The sequence below is a fragment of the Desulfitobacterium elongatum genome, assembly GCF_055378975.1.
In genome coordinates this window covers 4,431,038-4,447,826 of sequence record NZ_AP038772.1, presented here as the reverse complement: position 1 = coordinate 4,447,826, position 16,789 = coordinate 4,431,038, and the positions used below count along the sequence as shown (strand labels likewise).

12 protein-coding genes and 1 riboswitch are annotated in these 16,789 nt (G+C 40.9%); of the genes, 7 read left to right on the top strand and 5 right to left on the bottom strand.

Annotated features, from left to right (window positions below; genetic code table 11):
• The first annotated feature begins 4 nt into the window (after positions 1–4).
• The 5 genes from ACZ42W_RS20900 (at position 5) to ACZ42W_RS20880 (ending at position 7,798) form a co-directional block, all read left to right on the top strand.
• On the top strand, positions 5–1,294 hold the full coding sequence (locus tag ACZ42W_RS20900; protein WP_464167186.1) for a hypothetical protein: 1,290 nt from the start codon (positions 5–7) through the stop codon (positions 1,292–1,294).
• Between the two features lie 180 nt (positions 1,295–1,474).
• Complete coding sequence (murJ, locus tag ACZ42W_RS20895) at positions 1,475–2,998, top strand: murein biosynthesis integral membrane protein MurJ (RefSeq protein WP_464167185.1); 1,524 nt, start codon at positions 1,475–1,477, stop codon at positions 2,996–2,998.
• A 448-nt stretch (positions 2,999–3,446) separates the two neighbouring features.
• On the top strand, positions 3,447–4,271 hold the full coding sequence (locus ACZ42W_RS20890) for a DUF4405 domain-containing protein (RefSeq protein WP_464167184.1): 825 nt from the start codon (positions 3,447–3,449) through the stop codon (positions 4,269–4,271).
• A gap of 434 nt (positions 4,272–4,705) precedes the next feature.
• Positions 4,706–6,511: a flavocytochrome c gene (locus ACZ42W_RS20885; RefSeq protein ID WP_464167183.1), complete on the top strand. Its 1,806-nt coding sequence runs from the start codon at positions 4,706–4,708 to the stop codon at positions 6,509–6,511.
• A 348-nt stretch (positions 6,512–6,859) separates the two neighbouring features.
• Positions 6,860–7,798: an MBL fold metallo-hydrolase gene (locus ACZ42W_RS20880; RefSeq protein WP_464167182.1), complete on the top strand. Its 939-nt coding sequence runs from the start codon at positions 6,860–6,862 to the stop codon at positions 7,796–7,798.
• Positions 7,799–7,887: 89 nt separating this feature from the next.
• Here the strand turns inward: ACZ42W_RS20880 and ACZ42W_RS20875 are convergent, their stop codons facing one another.
• The 5 genes from ACZ42W_RS20875 to ACZ42W_RS20855 form a co-directional block, all read right to left on the bottom strand.
• On the bottom strand, positions 7,888–8,985 hold the full coding sequence (locus tag ACZ42W_RS20875; protein ID WP_464167181.1) for an iron-containing alcohol dehydrogenase family protein: 1,098 nt from the start codon (positions 8,983–8,985) through the stop codon (positions 7,888–7,890).
• A gap of 153 nt (positions 8,986–9,138) precedes the next feature.
• Positions 9,139–9,969, bottom strand: coding sequence for a MetQ/NlpA family ABC transporter substrate-binding protein (locus tag ACZ42W_RS20870; protein ID WP_464167180.1), 831 nt, complete (start codon positions 9,967–9,969; stop codon positions 9,139–9,141).
• A 20-nt stretch (positions 9,970–9,989) separates the two neighbouring features.
• A complete protein-coding gene (locus ACZ42W_RS20865; protein WP_464167179.1) occupies positions 9,990–10,664 on the bottom strand; it encodes a methionine ABC transporter permease in 675 nt (224 codons plus the stop codon).
• Positions 10,654–11,667: a methionine ABC transporter ATP-binding protein gene (locus ACZ42W_RS20860; protein WP_464167178.1), complete on the bottom strand. Its 1,014-nt coding sequence runs from the start codon at positions 11,665–11,667 to the stop codon at positions 10,654–10,656. The genes ACZ42W_RS20865 and ACZ42W_RS20860 overlap by 11 nt, the downstream gene beginning before the upstream one ends.
• A 78-nt stretch (positions 11,668–11,745) precedes the next feature.
• Positions 11,746–11,850, bottom strand: a riboswitch (SAM riboswitch).
• A 421-nt stretch (positions 11,851–12,271) separates the two neighbouring features.
• On the bottom strand, positions 12,272–13,882 hold the full coding sequence (locus ACZ42W_RS20855) for a PucR family transcriptional regulator (protein ID WP_464167177.1): 1,611 nt from the start codon (positions 13,880–13,882) through the stop codon (positions 12,272–12,274).
• A gap of 284 nt (positions 13,883–14,166) precedes the next feature.
• On the opposite strand from ACZ42W_RS20855, the gene ACZ42W_RS20850 reads away from it, so the two are divergent.
• Both ACZ42W_RS20850 and ACZ42W_RS20845 read left to right on the top strand, forming a co-directional pair.
• On the top strand, positions 14,167–15,609 hold the full coding sequence (locus tag ACZ42W_RS20850) for a hydroxymethylglutaryl-CoA synthase family protein (RefSeq protein WP_464167176.1): 1,443 nt from the start codon (positions 14,167–14,169) through the stop codon (positions 15,607–15,609).
• Positions 15,606–16,778, top strand: coding sequence for an acetyl-CoA acetyltransferase (locus ACZ42W_RS20845; protein WP_464167175.1), 1,173 nt, complete (start codon positions 15,606–15,608; stop codon positions 16,776–16,778). Before ACZ42W_RS20850 ends, ACZ42W_RS20845 begins: the two co-directional genes overlap by 4 nt.
• The last annotated feature ends 11 nt before the right edge of the window (positions 16,779–16,789 follow it).

Genomic DNA, 16,789 nt, shown 5'->3' with positions numbered 1-16,789 from the left:
CAAAATGAGCAAAATATATTCATTTATATTTGCATTGTTACCGGTGTTAAATAGTTATAGTTTGGGTATCAAAAAGATTAATGTAGCTGAAATATTGTTGATAATTGCTGTTCCTATAGCGCTAGTTACTTTAGTGATGGTGAAGAATAAAAACAAGATGAGGTCTAATGGCAAGAAGAACAAGATATGTGTTCAGCCCATTCTATTTTTTTGTGCGATTTTAATAATTACGTTAATTTCCTTGATATTTTTGAGTACTACTGAATATTCAATAACTGATATCAATTACAGATTCTTAAGGTTAGCATTGTGGGCGATGTCTATAACGATTGTGGGCAGTGCTTTTTTTAGTTTTAAATATACAAAGAAATGGATTATCCGAATATCAATTGCAGCTGTAATATATCTAATTATTCAGTCAGTTATGTGGTATTTTATGGGGAGCTTTTTTCCTTCATTGATAGATATTCCATTTTTAACTTTGAATTACGATAACGCATCCAATTTATCATTTTACTTAGATTTTTATTTTCGCCCATCCTCTTTCTTCTCAGAACCAGCATACTTTTCATATTATGTTATCTTGGGCTTAATTTTGACGCTTAATCCTGAAAAGAAAGATAAGATGTTGGTGTCTAAAGTGGATAGAAAGTTATATATTCTTCCGGTATTCTTTACAATCGGTATTTTACTATCTACATCTACAGGAGGAATCTATATAGCGGTTGTAGTGTGGATGATATACCTATTCTTTATTAAAGGATTCCATGGAAATACTAGTAGAGTATCTAAGGCTATTAATTTTATGATACTGTTAATTATATTTGCGAGTATTTTATTAATAATCAAGTTAGTAGTTTCTGATAATTTAGCTCTATTAAATGCATCGATTATTGAGAGCGTTCTTAATAAGCCATTCAATAGCTTTTCGTCTGGTATTCGATTAGGAGGTAGTTATAGTATCTTTAATCAACTTGAGGGGGTTCAAAGGATCTTTGGCGTCGGTTTTGGAAATGAAGATATCTATCTCAATTTGGATACAGATTTTCTGAATAGTGTAACAATGTTGTTACTATCAACGGGATATCTGGGGCTGTTTGCTTTTATTATTTTTGCAATGAATCTAATAAAAATAGGTAGGAAAAATGCAATTACATTATTTCTCACAATGACATATGTCATATTGTGTTTTACAGAATCGATGGTTTATTCAACTACCTCCATCGTCTATCTGACAATTATATATTATAGCCAAGAAGTAAATGAAAAAATACACCTTAGTTTTAAGAGTTGAAAAGCGATTTGAAATCAAATTATTAATGTAAATAGTAGCAAGCTAGGGTTGTACTCTCAGAGTAATCAGAAATTCCGATAACCGGATTTCCCCAGCGTAAGAAATAATGAAAAGATTGATGTTAAGAGAAAATCTTTGGCAACCGAAGCTTTAATAATAGTTTTCAACTGGAGGCTGCGAATGAAAAAGACAGCGCTTGTTATTATGGCGATCACCATAATATCTCGATTATTCGGATTCGGGCGTGAAATCGCGTTGTCCTATTATTATGGGGCGTCAGAGTTGACCGATATCTATTTGATTGCACTCATAATCCCGGGTACATTGTTTGCCTTTTTTTCAACGGCCATTACAACTAGCTACATACCCTTGTATAGCAGGATATCGAGTACGGAGGGGAGTGGTCCAGCCAATCGGTTTACAAGCAACCTTCTACATATCGTAATGGGGATAGCTGTATTGCTAGTAATCCTAGTGTTCGCCTTTACGCCGCAGATTGTCAAGCTATTTGCTATAGGTTTTGAGGGTGATACTTTAAGACTCGCAGTGTTGTATACTCGTGTAAGCGTCTTTGGGGTGTTCGCTTCATGTGCAATAGCAATCCTTACGGGGTATTTGCAGATAAATAACGAGTTCGTTATACCGGCGCTAATAGGACTTCCGCTTAACTCGGCTATAATAATAGCCATTATAATCAGCTACAGAACTGTATTAATTGTGATGGTTTTGGGGACGCTCGGAGCGTCGTTTTTGCAACTGCTATTTATTCTACCCTCAGTTTATAAATCTGGATATAAGCATAGGATGGTCTTCTCTGTTAGGGACGAGCACATCAAGGCTATGCTGATCCTGGCGCTGCCCGTGCTGTTGGGAACGTCGGTCAACCAGATTAACACACTGGTTGGCAGGACACTCGCTTCATCGATTGCGGTTGGGGGGATAACGGCGCTAACCTATGCCGATAGATTAAATGATTTTTTACAGGGGCTGTTCGTCTCATCAATTGCGGTGGTAATCTATCCATCAATCTCGAGGATGGCATCCGAGGGGCGACTAGATGCATTTAAATCATTGGTTGGTAAGTCAATCAATATGATACTTCTGTTGATTTTGCCCGCATCAATAGGGGCTATGGCTTTTGCACGTCCCATCGTCAAGTTGCTATTCGGCAATGGAGCGTTTGACGAACGGGCGCTGGTGATGACATCGGGCGCGCTCTTTTTTTACGCGATTGGTATGGCGGCATTTGGCGTTAGGGAGGTTCTATCAAAGGCTTTCTACTCTCTGCAAGATACAAAGACGCCGATGTACAATGCGGCGCTGTCAGTGGTGTTAAACATTGTGCTGATTATCGTGCTTTCGCGATTCATGGGAATTTCCGGGCTGGCGCTTGCGACCAGTATTTCAGCAATATTTTGCTCAGGGCTGCTGTTCTGGAGCCTTCGTAATAAGATTGGTTCGCTAGGGCTGAGGGTCATGGTAATATCTACTATGAAGATTTTATTAGCGTCAGGGATAATGGGGGTTGCCGCATGTTTAGCCTTTGGTTGGTTTAATAATTTCATGAATATTAACGTATCCCTGCTTTTCGCTATCTTTGTCGGCGTAATCGTCTATAGTCTTCTGATTTTATTGTTGAAGGTCCCGGAGGTTGAGGAGATAATGAAGTTAGTGAAGGATAAGTTTATGAGAAGGGAAGTATAAGCAAATTATTAAAAAGGCTTTTCTGACCCGGCGATTGCTCGCTTAATTCGTTAATCCGAGGAGGCTATCCTTCAGGAGCGTTATCGTGAAGGGAAAATGCGAGCTAAATCAATATTTACCTGCTAAGTGGAAATAACCCAGTTTTTGGGCGAGTGAGGGAGGAGGGTGATTTATATACTGTCCCCCCCTACTCGACATTTAGTTTCAGCTTTTAAATGTTGCAAAAACCAGAAACTGGATCACAGGATAATGGAGCGAGGGACTGTTCAATTAAAATGCCATTACCGGCTGGGATTGTTTGAATTAACTTCTTATTTCTTCAGATTTCAGCCTAGCGTGCTTCAAAACTTTAAGCTCAATTTCAGTTATTGCTCAGCCTGACTTAAGATTCATATTGCATAATAGCGTCATGAGAGCTAACAAAACTTAGTTTGGAGGACGCAAAATCTTGAAAAACAAAAATCAGATTAAACTGGTCATCGACATTTTTATGTACATTATCTTCGTCTTACTCATGAAAATAGGCTTTGGAGGATTGGCCTTTCACGAAATCGCGGGATTAGGGATTGGATTTGTTTTCTTAGTGCATATTCTGTTAAATCTCCAATGGGTAAAAAAAGTAACCTTGAGACTCTTTGATCGAACATTACCGGGTAAAACGCGGTTAGGGTATTTAATCAATGGTTTACTCTTGATTTCAATGGTCTTTATTATTGTGAGTGGCATCTTCATATCAAAGCTATTATTTCCGAATATAAGCATTGGGAATCACCGATGGTTTCAAATGACACATATTCTTGTTTCGTATCTATCCCTCATTTTAATGGGTATACACATCGGACTTCATTGGCAATGGATTGTTAATCTTATTAAAAAAATATTTAAAGTCAAACCTTCTAAACTTGCGAGTGTCCTCGCCAAGGTCGTAATTGTCCTTCTCCTTGTGTTTGGAGGCTATCAAATCGTTACAACTCAATTTACTTCGAAACTAGCAGACTTAGGGTCGGTCTTCAATATAACTTCGCAGCAAATGCCTCAAGAGGAATTTAAAGGCGGACTGGAAGGTAGAGGCCGGAACGAGGGACCCAGCGAAGGTGACCTTGGGGAGAGACCCATTCGTCCCGACGGCTTCTCAGGGGACAAAGGGAAAGGTGAGTCTCGAAACTCCAATCCTTTAGGCACTATCGCCATTTTCACTGGGATAATAGGAGTGTTTTCGGTCATAACATATTACTTAGAAAGACTAGTTTCCCGAAGAAAGCTTGTTAAATAGAAGAAAAATCTCCTAAAATTGAGCATATAAGCAAGAGGTGCGTATCGAAAATGTAGTTTCGATACGCACCTCTTTGTGGCATTAAATCAGAAGGTTAAGTCTAGCTCACTACTAAAGACAAACCAGCTAGGCAAACCAAAGGGACACTACCTGATTATGGCCTTCGGTAAGTGACTTTTCGAGATTCTGAAGAGTCTTATCTGAAACCTAGGTCTAAAAGTGAAGTGTTTCACTTTATTAAATTACAAAATTAATTAGTAATTTAAATAATCTAGGCAAAGCTTTGTAAAAAATTTAGTATGAACTTGTACGAGGCAGCACTAATAGAACTTTAGGAGGTGCTATTCGTATGGTACGGTAGAATCAGTAACAAAGACTCGAGAAGGTTAAGTTATTGATCTATTTTTTTTGTTACAAAGGAAGGAGAAGGAAGAATGAAAAAAGTATTTGTATGGGCTCTTGCACTTATGATTGCAATCACACCCTTGGCGGGTTGTAACACTACAACGCCAAGTGCTCCCGCAACCAGTTCCAATGCAGAAGGTAAGAGCACTGCTCAAGATCAAAGTGCAGATATCGTGGTCATTGGTGCCGGAGGAGCCGGCATGACTGCAGCCATCCAGGCTGTGCAAGATGGAGCTAAGAATGTAGTTATCGTTGAGAAGATGCCCCTCACGGGCGGAAACAGTGTCCGTTCCACTGGAGGATTGAATGCCGCTCCTACCAAATATCAGGAGGCTCAAGGCATTAAGGACTCTGTAGAACTTTTCGTGGAAGATACCATGAAGGGTGGCAAAAACCTTAATGATAGAGAACTTGTTACCACTTTAGCTAAGAACTCTCCTGCTGCCGTAGACTGGGTCAATGAGATCGGTGGCGACTTGAGCGTAGTTGGTATGTTTGGAGGCGCAAGCGTAAAGCGCATTCACCGTCCTTCCGACACCAGCGCAGTAGGTCCGATGTTGGTAAAAACTCTGAACAAAAAAGTTGCAGAGCTGAAGATTCCAGTTCTGCTTAACACCAAGGCTGATGAAATTGTACTCGACGCAAAGGGTGCTGTCTCCGGTGTAAAGGTAACCGGCAAGGAAGGTAGCTACACTATCAAAACTAAGGCTATCGTACTGGCCACCGGTGGTTTCTCAGCAAATAGCGATATGGTTGTAAAATACAAACCCGAGCTGAAGGGTTTTAGCACCACGAATCACGCCGGTGCCACTGGAGACGGTATCATCATGGCGGAAGCTATAGGCGCTGCTTTTGTAGACATGGATCAGATCCAGACCCACCCCACCGTGAACCCTGATAACCAGACCCTGTATACTGAAGGTGTACGCGGTAATGGCGCTATCCTGGTAAACAAACAGGGTAAACGTTTTATTGATGAGTTGCAAACCCGCGACGTCGTCTCTGATGCCATTCTTAAGCAAAAAGACGGTCAGGCCTACTTGGTATTTGATCAAAAAGTACGTGATAGCTTGAAAGCCGTCGAAGAATACTTTAGTCAAGGCATTGTGACAGAATCAGACACTATCGAGGGGCTTGCCCAGAAGATTGGCGTGGACGCCTCTACCTTGAAAACGACCATGAACAACTATGCAGGCTACCAAAAATCGGGTAACGACACCGAATTTGGTCGAAAGAGTATGGAAGTACCACTCACATCTCCTAAATTCTATGCAGCAATATGTGCTCCAGCCGTCCATCATACTATGGGCGGGGTGAAAATCAATACCAGTGCAGAGGTTATCAGTAGGGAAGGGAAGGCTATTCCTGGCTTGTTTGCTGGCGGAGAGATTACCGGCGGTGTGCATGGTGGAAACCGTCTAGGTGGTAATGCGGTTGCTGATATCGTAATCTTTGGTCGCATTTCAGGTTCCTCTGCTGTTAAGTATGTCGTTGCTAACGGCGGCCATACCGAACCTACCATCAAAGTCCAGGCTGCTGTCGCTGAAGTAAAGCCTGAGGTAAAAGGCAACTATAAGGATGGCACCTACACTGGCACAGGAAACGGTAAGGGTGGCGAACTCACTGTTGAAGTTATTGTCCAAGGTGGCAATATCACCAAGATCACCCTTAAACAACATTCCGAAACTCCTGGCATTTTCGAAGCCGCTGAAAAGGGAGTTGTCGCAGAAATCATTAAAAAACAAACGACTGAAGTCGATGTAGTTTCAGGTGCCAGCAAGACAAGTGGCGGTATAAAAGAAGCTGTTGCCAATGCACTTAAAAACGCAAAATAAAACTTGATTTATCTAAACTGACATCGTTTTAATACGGTGTCAGTTTTATTTTAAGCAAGGTTTCCTTCGATGTATCGTACAGGAAAGCTTGTACCTCCGAACTAAATATCATTGGTTTTCATATAAATATAATACATAATGGAACTTAAGATAAGCTGAGCAAAAGCTGAAAGTTAGCTTAAAAATCATTACTCCCTTCGAAGTCGAGAGGACGTTTATTCCCTGTGAACCCTCGTTTGATTTGTCCGTGAGTGGATGATATTGTATAATATCGAGTATTCAAATGGAATTCGAACTTAGCTTTAGAATGGGCTTCGAATAATTCTAGACTCTCGAGGTAAAGATTGGATGCAAACGCAGGATAAAGGTATAACGCGAAGAAAATTTATCGCCTTTGGAGCAGTAGCTATAGGAGGCCTAGCATTAGCTTCGCAAATAAAAGGCATAGAGGATAACAAGAATAATATGATGACTCAACCAAAGTTTTACCCAACCCCCGAAAAGTGGAGGGATCAAGACTTATCATTGGCCTGGCTTGGTCATGCAGGGTTTTTAATTAATTTCTATGGGACTAAAATATTGATAGATCCTGTTTTCTATGAAAGAATCGGAATTACCCCCGTCAGTAATTATACAATTGGAGTTAAACGATATGTTTGCAGTCCTTTAACGGCAGCTCAAATCGGTAAAGTCGATCTAATCATTTGTTCTCATGCGCATACCGATCATTTTGATTTCCCGACGCTTCGTGATTTACAATCCACAAAAACGTCCATCTTAACCGCAAAAAATACGAAATCCCTTTGGAATGGCCTGAATTATAACTCTGTTGATGAAATCCATTGGGGAGATGAAAAGCAATATGGGGAATTATCGGTAAAAGCTATTGAGGGCAAGCATTGGGGAGCAAGGCTTCCATGGAACCAAGAGATGAAAGCAAATAGTATTTTGCTCTCCAAAAATGGGGTTAATATCTTTTTTGGAGCGGATACGGGGTACACTGAGTCAATTCAGCAACAACTTCGTGAAGTAGACATTGAATTAGCAATTATGGGGATTGGAGCTTATTCTCCAAAGTCCTTCGAGCCACGTCATGCCACGCCTGAACAAGCGATTCAGATGGCTGAGGAAATGGGGGCCAAGAAGGTTTTGCCAATGCATTGGGGAACTTTCAAATTATCACAGGAACCCATGGATGAACCGATTAAGCGATTCAATCAGGCATTAGCCGGTCAGTTAGATAAAATTGCAATCCAAGATATTGGAGCAACATGGATCAAGGCATAGTTGAATTAATGAATACAAGGGGACGTTTTGTGTTAAACGAAACGTCCCCTTGGTTCTGAACGGCTTGATTTTCTTCATGATACTATTTATTAGCTAACACTATTCAGAACTTCTTGTTCAAGGTTAGCTATTGCTTCACTTACTCTTGAGGAAGTGATGGGCCCGATGGGCATAACATGAATCGATTCTTCAGGAACGACTGATTTTGTGGCAATGGCGTTAATGATATCTTCAGTGATCTCCTTGATTCCTAGATGAGTTAACGAAATCGGCAAGCTAAGTTTGTTATAAAAAGGAATCAAGAGTTTGATTTCCTCCCACTTCCCCTCTAATACAAGCTGAACAAGAATGCCGTAGGCTACTTTCTCTCCATGTAGGGCATGATGAGTTTCTTCTAGGATAGTTAGTCCATTATGAATAGCGTGGGCACCTGCAATTCTTCCATAATGATCACCAAATCCGCCTACCATTCCACCAAGAACGATAATAGTCTCAACAACTTTAACGAAGTCATCGTTTAGAATGCCTGTTTCAGCTGCTTTTATTGCCCCTTCTGAATGTTGAAGTAATATATCTTTACATTGTCTAGCAGCATAGTGGGAAATTTGTAAAGGCACAGGTTTGTTATCAATAATTGATATTTGGACATCTGCTTCATACCATTTTGCAAGTGTATCACCGATACCGGCGGTAAGCAGGTTAATCGGCGCATTGACTAGAATTCTAGGCTCGATTAATACGAGACTAGCGCTTTCTGGAAAAATGTCATAACGAATAAAGGCTCCAGATTCATCGTAAATGACACTAAGTGGCGTCCAGGGAGAACAATTAGAGGCGAGTGTAGGAACGAGGACAAAGGCCTTATGTGCCAAATGGCTTGCTGCTTTTACTAGATCGAGTACTTTTCCACCACCTACCGCGATGAGTGCATCATAGGAATTTCTATTGATGATTTCTTTTACCGTTTCAATTTCAGTGATAGAGCAATCGCCACCATACGTGTAGTCTTCAGATTTAATCTTGCTGAACTCTGGCCAAAATGTCTTTGCCGCCTGCCAGGACTTTTCCCCATGAACCACGAGGACTTTTTCAAATCCTCGATCCAATAGCTTAGATTCTAGGTGTTCTAAAATACCTTCATTTAAAATGTATTCACTTGGTGCTCCATGTACTGAAAAGCTTTCCATAGTTATCACTCATTCCTTAGCTAAGATTTTCCCGATAAGGATGGAATCAAAACTCCACCTGAAGAAAGTTCTCTATATCTTAGAAAACGGGCAGTATTCCCCAATCTAAACAACAGGTTAGGGAAGACTGCCCAAATTAGTCTTTATTAAGTCTTATTTTTTCATCCAGCTTGGTTTTCCGAAACCTTTAAATTCTGTATCAATGACTTTCACAAATTCTGGAGATTCGATAACGGCTTTTATATCTTTAGCAATTTGTGAACCTTCATTGCTAGCTGTTACAGCGACAATATTACGATAAGGATCAAGCATATTTTCAAGGGCTAAGGCATCAAGCAAGTTCATTTTAGCAGCAAGTGCAAAGTTTCCAGGTACGGCTGCTAGATCTACGCTGTCCACAGAACGAGGAAGTTGACCGGATTCAAGCGGTTTGAATACTAATTTCTTTGGATTTTCAACGATATCTTTCTCTGAAACCTTTAGTGGATTCGCATCTTTATTTACTTTAATTATCCCTTTATCTTGTAGAGTATTAAAAGCACGGGCAGCATTGGTAGGGTCATTAGGAATACTAACAGTTGCTCCCGTTTTAACTTCATCGAGTGATTTATAGGTCTTTGAATAAATGCCCATGGGTGCTGTTGGAACGGAGATCAAGGCCGTTAAATCCATCTTATTCTCTTTTTCAAAGTTTTCCATGTAAATTGTGTGCTGGAATAGATTGGCTTGAATATCGCCATTATTCAATGCTTTATTGGGTTGGATGTAATCGCTGAACTCAACAACTTTTACGGTATAGCCCAATTTTTCTAAACCAGGTTTAATGGCTTTTGTCACCATGTCACTGTAAGGACCAGCAGTAGCACCAAATTTGATTTCTTTGGATGTTGTGCTTGCCGTTTGTCCACCACTTTTGCTACTGCCGCAAGCGGTTAAAACTCCTACCACTAAAAGTAAAGTCAATACGGTTAACCATTTTCTCATCTTATCTTCCCTCTTTCTTCTTATTTTCTTTTATCTACAACTTTGGCAATAAAATCACCAGCAAATTGGATAAGCTGAACTAAAATAACTAAAATCAAAACGGTTGAAATCATGATAGTGTTGTCATAGCGATAATAGCCGAAGCGAATGGCCAAATCACCTATTCCGCCACCGCCAACTGTACCGGCCATGGCCGAAAAACCAATCAAACTAATGAGTGTTAAGGTAACACCAGAAATAATTCCGGATCTAGCTTCGAGGAGCAGCACTTCCTTGATGATCATCCAGGGAGTTGCACCAGCGGCTATCGCAGCCTCAATGACTCCTTTATCAATCTCACGTAAAGCCGTTTCCACGATACGTGCAAAAAATGGAATTGCAGCAACAGAAAGGGAAACACTTGCTGCAGTAGGGCCGATGGTCGTACCCACTAGAAAGTCTGTCAAGGGAATGAGTGCGACAAGTAAAATGATGAACGGAATCGATCGTACCAAATTAACGACAAATCCTAAAACATTTTGAAGCACCCGATTTTCCAAGAACAAGCCTTTGTCAGTGATATATAAGAAGATTCCGATGGGCAAGCCAATTAAAATCGCGACAACCAAGGAGATGGAAATCATATAGATGGTTTGAATAAACGCTGAATTGATTTCAGGGATAAGTTCTACAAAATGATTAAATTCAAAGCCCATTTTGTAACACCTCCACTTGTACTGCCCTGCTTTCGATATACTGTAGGGCCTTTGCGATTTCTTCCTTTTGCCCGTTTAGTTCCATAATAAAGATGCCAAGCGGCAATTCTTGAATATATTCAATGGAACCATGGAGGAAATTACCGTGAACGTTAAATTTCTGGAGCGTATCGGAAATGACACCCTCTCCAGCGACCTCTCCCTTGAAGGTCACCTTGATAATTGGTCCTTTGCAGCTCTCTAAGATAACCTCTGGGATTTCGAAGGAAACAACACTCGCTATGAATTCTTTGGTGAGTTCGGCTTTCGGGTTTGCAAATATATCATAGACAGAGCCTTCTTCGATAACTTTTCCGTCTTGCATGATTGCCATTCGGTCGCAAATTTCCTTCACAACGTTCATTTCATGAGTGATCAAAACAATCGTTATATTAAGCTCTGTATTAATCTTTTTTAATAAATTTAGGATTGATTTTGTCGTCGTCGGGTCTAGGGCTGAAGTGGCTTCATCACATAAAAGTACAGTGGGATTATTAGCAAGGGCACGAGCGATACCTACCCTTTGTTTTTGTCCTCCGCTCAGCTGTGAAGGATAGACATCTCTTTTGTCGGCTAGACCGACCATTTCGAGGAGTTCTTCAACTCTCTCTTTAATTTTCACTGTCGGTACTTTAGCAGCTTTAAGGGAAAATGCTACGTTCTCAAACACCGTTTTTTGACTGATCAAATAGAAATGCTGAAAAATCATCCCTATTTTTAAGCGTGCACGGCGTAGGTCTTCACTGTTTAAGGAAGTAAGATCCTTCCCGTTAACGAAAATGCTCCCTGAGGTTGGCCTTTCTAACAGGTTAATACAGCGAATCAATGAACTTTTTCCAGCGCCTGAGTAACCAACGATTCCAAAAACTTCACCTTCTTGAACAGTCAAGGACACATTATCGACTCCCTTTACTGTTCCATTCTTTGTATCATAAACCTTTGAGAGATTACGAATTTCAATCATATCATTCCCTCCTTTTTATCAGTAGTTTAAAAAATGTCCCTTTCAAACTGAAAGGGACATCGAAAATATCTCTGTTTCGACTTATCTTTCAGAATGTTAGTCATTCTGCAGGATTTAGCACCTTCCCAAATAGGGGGTTGCCGGACGTCATAGGGCCAGTCCCTCGGTCACTCTGAATAAGGATAACTCTATATTTAGTTGTAAAATAATACTAAGTATTCCTATACGACTATTTACACTTAGCTATTGATTGGATTTATACTATTACATAACAGAAGTAATGTCAATAGATTTCTTTAAAATAGATATCTTCCAAGTGATACCTTGCAGAGAGGAAGGGGAACACGTAATAAGGGGACGGGACATCGTTTCATGTTGTGGCCCGTCTAAAGATGCAAAACTTTTTTGTCAAATTAGCTCATAATGTCCGTAATGCGAAGACGGGTACGCCGCAGGCAGAGGTGATTCAAACGGTTTGATGAGCTGGATATAGATGGACTCAGGCGTCTTCTTCAGAGCGGATGTCGGGAGTCTGGCTGATCTCAAAACTAAAGTTTCTCTACAAAAACCGGAGGTTCCAATTATGGAAGCTCCGGTTTTTGTTCTAATATGACCCAAGTTTAGCGAGGATATATGCGGTGTTTAATATGTATTTCCCCTGCGTTGTAAAGTAATCAATATTTGTCAAGTCTGCTATCTTTTGAAGACGATAACGTAATGTGCTGGGATGAATATGCAGATCAGCAGCAGCTTTTTCCAATGTACCAATGGTAAGACACTTTTCCAAGGTAAGAAAAAGCTCTGTTTGATACTTTTTATCATAATTTTCTAGAGGAAGAATTACATTTCGCTTTAAGAATGTATGCTCATCGGTATTGAGCATGTGGGAAGCCATACGTATTTCGAGGTAATCTCTATAAACGTGAATGGATTGATCAGGAAAAAATGCTTTTCCAAACCGAATCGCTTGCTTTGCCGCCTCGTAACAATGAGGGATTCCGGTTAAATCGGTTTCAATCATACTACACCCAATATACATATGGTTTTTTATTTCGGAGAGTTCAGACAAATTATCCAATACACTTCTCATGGTGTCTTCCCTCATATGACACGATGTGCTTGGAAAAGAAACAAAAGCCATATATCCATCTGCAACTGAATGAACCAAGCTTTTTGGGAAAAGAGCTTGTATATAACGAGAGATTGATTGCAGCCTTGAACGGAAAATATACGGGCTTTCCTGCTTTATTTTCGACTTAGAGGTCAAAACCAGAACATAGTAGTTTGTGTTTGGAATAACCCCTAGAAGTTGTAGTCGATCACGAACAATATCTTCATCAGAATGATGGAACAGAAGCTCATCAATGATAGCGGTGGTCATGCGCTGTTCAGTTTCTAAGACAAGCTGCTTTTCGAGCAACTTGATGGATATAAATGAAACCATCTGTTGGATAAACAACAATTCGCGTTCGTTGATTTGTGCGTCTTTTTGCAAGAGGAAATAACCTATGATGTTGTTATGAGCTAGGCATGGAAATACAAAATAATTTTTAATTGATATATAAGCTAAGCCGTTACGAACCAACTTCTTTTTATTGATTATTTCTTCTCCCAGAATTAAGGCTTTTATATCTTCTAAAGGTTCGGTATTCGTTTCGGGATACTGCGCCAGTATTTCCCAACAGGCAGATAGACAAGCACAGTTGCCTTCTAAATGTTTTCCAATGATCTTGATGAAATAGTCAAGCTTTTCGCCGCATAAAACAGCGCGATAAAGTTGTTCATGTTGTTCATTGATCCCTTTAATTATATTGAATTGGTAATTAATGATCTCTGAAGTGACGGCAGAAATAATATCTCTAAAAGGCAAATCCTTATCACTGATTACAAATAAGGGCAGTTTATATTCTTCTGCAATCTTTATGATGCTTTTCGGAACCTTGTCGATAAAGCGGTTAATTTTCAGGATAATTCCGCTGATGTTCTTTTTTGCAAGTTTAGTAACAACCTCTGGAATAAGCTCAAGGTTATCCCGATAAGTGTAAAAGGTTGTCAAAACCAACAGACCGTTACCCAGGTTTTTGTCTGCAAAGTCAGGAACTTCCAATACGGTTATATATTGAAGTTCACGTCCCAGTCCGTCTGCGCCGGCGATTAAATGGATTTCATTCTTAAATATTTCTAGATTGCAGAGATCTGAAACATGGATACTCATTTTTTGCCTCCCATGCTTCTTTTTATCTTTGTTTAAAAAGCATTGTGTGCAGCGGAAGTCGCTGAAGTTTCCCTTATTAAAGTTTTCCTATATTAACTTAGACTAGCATAGGAGAACGATATACGTCAATTCTGAATATTCGTAGAAAACTAGGAAAGAATCATGCTTTACTTAGAAGCTTTCAAGGAAGACACCACTGTAAGATTTCGATAAAATTTAATCAAGTCATCAAAATAGAAATGTAATCAATACACAAAAAAAGATTCAAAGGAGGTTGGTTTACGATGACGAATGTTGGTATTACATCAATTGGAGCATATATTCCGTATTACTCGATGGATCGGAATATGATAGCAAGAGCATGGGGTGCGCGCGGTCTTAAGGGTGAGAGAAGCATGGCCAATTCCGACGAAGACAGCGTAACCATGGCTGTGGAGGCGGCGATAGACTGTTTTCGTTTTGTTGACAGAAATGATATCGGTGCCTTGTATTTTGCGTCAACTACCGCACCGTATGCAGAAAAGTCCCATGCGAGCTTGATCGCCACCGTATGTGATTTAAGCCACGATGTGTTTACGACGGACTTCGCAAACTCCATGCGATCGGGAACAAGTGCACTGAAAGCCGCCGTGGATGCGGTCTTGGCGCAATCGTCCGGACAAGCACTTGTCACGGCTGCAGACTGCCGAAACGGTTATCCGAAATCAAGCCAGGAGCAGTTGTTCGGTGATGCTGCGGCAGCGGTTGTAATCGGTACGGAAAATGTGATTGCTGAAGTAGTGTGCTTTTCCACTGTTAACAATGAGATTACGGATGTCTGGAGAAATAGTCAGGAAAAGTTCATCAACAATGCGGAACAAAGATTCGTAACGGAAAAAGGCTATATGACTGCGATGTCGTTGGCCGTCAAAGATGCTTTAAAGAAAGCAGGGCTGGCCCAAGAGGACATATCCAAAGTTGTTTTTACAAGTCCAGGATTTAAGGAGAACCTTCAGCTTGCTAAAAAATTGGGGTTCAATGAGATACAGGTTCAAGATAATTTGATGATGAATGTCGGCGACTGTGGAACGGCGCAGCCACTATTGCTATTAGCCGCTGCCTTGGAGGAAGCTAAGCCCGATGACAGAATCCTTTTGGCCTCTTATGGAAATGGTGCCGATGTATTTGTGTTTACGGTTACTTCTAACATTAATATGATCAAAAGAATGCCCACCCTTCATAAGTATCTGGAAAACAGGAAGAAATTTGAAGATTACGGTAGATTTCTTTCCTTTCGCGGAATCTTAACTGCAGTTCCCGGAGAACCCTTTAAGATTCCTGCTTCCACAGCGATGTATTGGCGGGAACAGGACACCTATCTACGGTTTATGGGAAGCAAATGTACAAAATGCGGAGCGGAGATATTCCCAGTCAACAGAGTTTGCCACCAATGTGGGGCGAAGGATGAATATGAGATCGTCTGCAAATCCGGTAAAACTGCAAAGGTATTCACCTATTCTATCGATAAGCTGGCGGGGCGCAGCGATGACCCCGTTGTTGTTCAAACGGTTGCAGAGGATCAAGAAGGGGTTCGCTATTATTTAAATATGACAGATTTTGAGCAGTCTGAAATAAAAGTTGGCATGGACGTGGAGTTTACCTTTAGAAAGATCAATACCCTGGGAGACTTTAATAACTATTATTGGAAATTTAGACCAATTAGGAAGCACGGAGGGGTGGAGTTATGAAGGACAAAGTAGCTATCGTTGGTATGGGCTGCTCGAAGTTTGGAGAGCGTTGGGATTGTGGTATTGACGATTTAATGATTGAAGCTGCTTATGAGGCTTATGAAGATGCAGGCGTGGGGCCAAAGGATATTGAAGCCGTTTTTTATGGAAACGGTTTTGCGCATGGCGTTGCAGGTACTGCTGTGGCCGATACGCTGAAGCTGTCCAACATCCCTATTATACGAAATGAAAATTACTGCACTTCGGGACATATCGCTTTGATCGAAGCGTGTATGGCGGTGGCGAGTGGTGCATACAACGTGGTGATGGCGCTGGGTGCCGAAAAACTTAAGGATACGGGTTATGCCGGTCTTGGGGCTGGTAGAGGAATGAGCCCGGTTTTAGAGGCCAGACGCACGGCTCCGGGATCGTTCGCCTTAATCGCAACCCGTTACTTTGAACAATACGGTTTAACCTATGAAGAAGGTCGAATGATGCTTGCTAAGATCGCAGTTAAAAATCATAAAAACGGGATGTTGTCTCCAAAGGCTCATTTTCATAAGGAGATTACGATTGAAGATGTTTTAAAAGCACCAATTATTGCAACTCCTTTGGGACTCTATGATTGTTGTGGAAACAGCGATGGCTCTGCTTGTGCAATCATCACCAGAGCCGATATGGCGAAGGATTTTAGACCAGATCCCATTTATATAAAAGGCTTTGGTGTTGCAATGGATGCGGTTCTTCCACAGTTTAGACCAGGCTTTACTTGGACTGGATTTGATGCACTTAAGATTTCCTCGAGAAAGGCATACGAAATGGCCGGTGTAAAAAATCCGAGGGAAGAGATTGATATTGCCGAGGTTCATGACTGCTTTACTACAACAGAAATGTTAATTTATGAGGACTTTGGCTTCAGTCAAAGAGGACATGCCAAGGAGGATATAGATGCCGGCTTCTTTGAACGTACAGGCGGCTTGCCGGTTAATACAGACGGCGGTCTCAAGTGCTTTGGACACCCAGTTGGAGCAAGTGGTATCCGCATGACCTATGAAATTTACAAGCAATTACAGCACAAGGTGGATAATCCCAAACGCCAAATTGAAAATGTGAATCTTGGATTATCGAATACATTTGGCGGGCCACCTCAGCTGAGCGCGGTACTGATTTGCGGAAATGAAAAGGGCTGACTTTGACGGAA

Bases quoted from the DNA above. Each gene is read 5' to 3' on its own strand.
- ACZ42W_RS20900 (WP_464167186.1), top strand. From the start codon at position 5: ATGAGCAAAATATATTCATTTATATTTGCATTGTTACCGGTGTTAAAT.
- murJ (WP_464167185.1), top strand. From the start codon at position 1,475: ATGAAAAAGACAGCGCTTGTTATTATGGCGATCACCATAATATCTCGA.
- ACZ42W_RS20885 (WP_464167183.1), top strand. From the start codon at position 4,706: ATGAAAAAAGTATTTGTATGGGCTCTTGCACTTATGATTGCAATCACA.
- ACZ42W_RS20880 (WP_464167182.1), top strand. From the start codon at position 6,860: ATGCAAACGCAGGATAAAGGTATAACGCGAAGAAAATTTATCGCCTTT.
- ACZ42W_RS20875 (WP_464167181.1), bottom strand. From the start codon at position 8,985: ATGGAAAGCTTTTCAGTACATGGAGCACCAAGTGAATACATTTTAAAT.
- ACZ42W_RS20870 (WP_464167180.1), bottom strand. From the start codon at position 9,969: ATGAGAAAATGGTTAACCGTATTGACTTTACTTTTAGTGGTAGGAGTT.
- ACZ42W_RS20865 (WP_464167179.1), bottom strand. From the start codon at position 10,664: ATGGGCTTTGAATTTAATCATTTTGTAGAACTTATCCCTGAAATCAAT.
- ACZ42W_RS20860 (WP_464167178.1), bottom strand. From the start codon at position 11,667: ATGATTGAAATTCGTAATCTCTCAAAGGTTTATGATACAAAGAATGGA.
- ACZ42W_RS20855 (WP_464167177.1), bottom strand. From the start codon at position 13,882: ATGAGTATCCATGTTTCAGATCTCTGCAATCTAGAAATATTTAAGAAT.
- ACZ42W_RS20850 (WP_464167176.1), top strand. From the start codon at position 14,167: ATGACGAATGTTGGTATTACATCAATTGGAGCATATATTCCGTATTAC.
- ACZ42W_RS20845 (WP_464167175.1), top strand. From the start codon at position 15,606: ATGAAGGACAAAGTAGCTATCGTTGGTATGGGCTGCTCGAAGTTTGGA.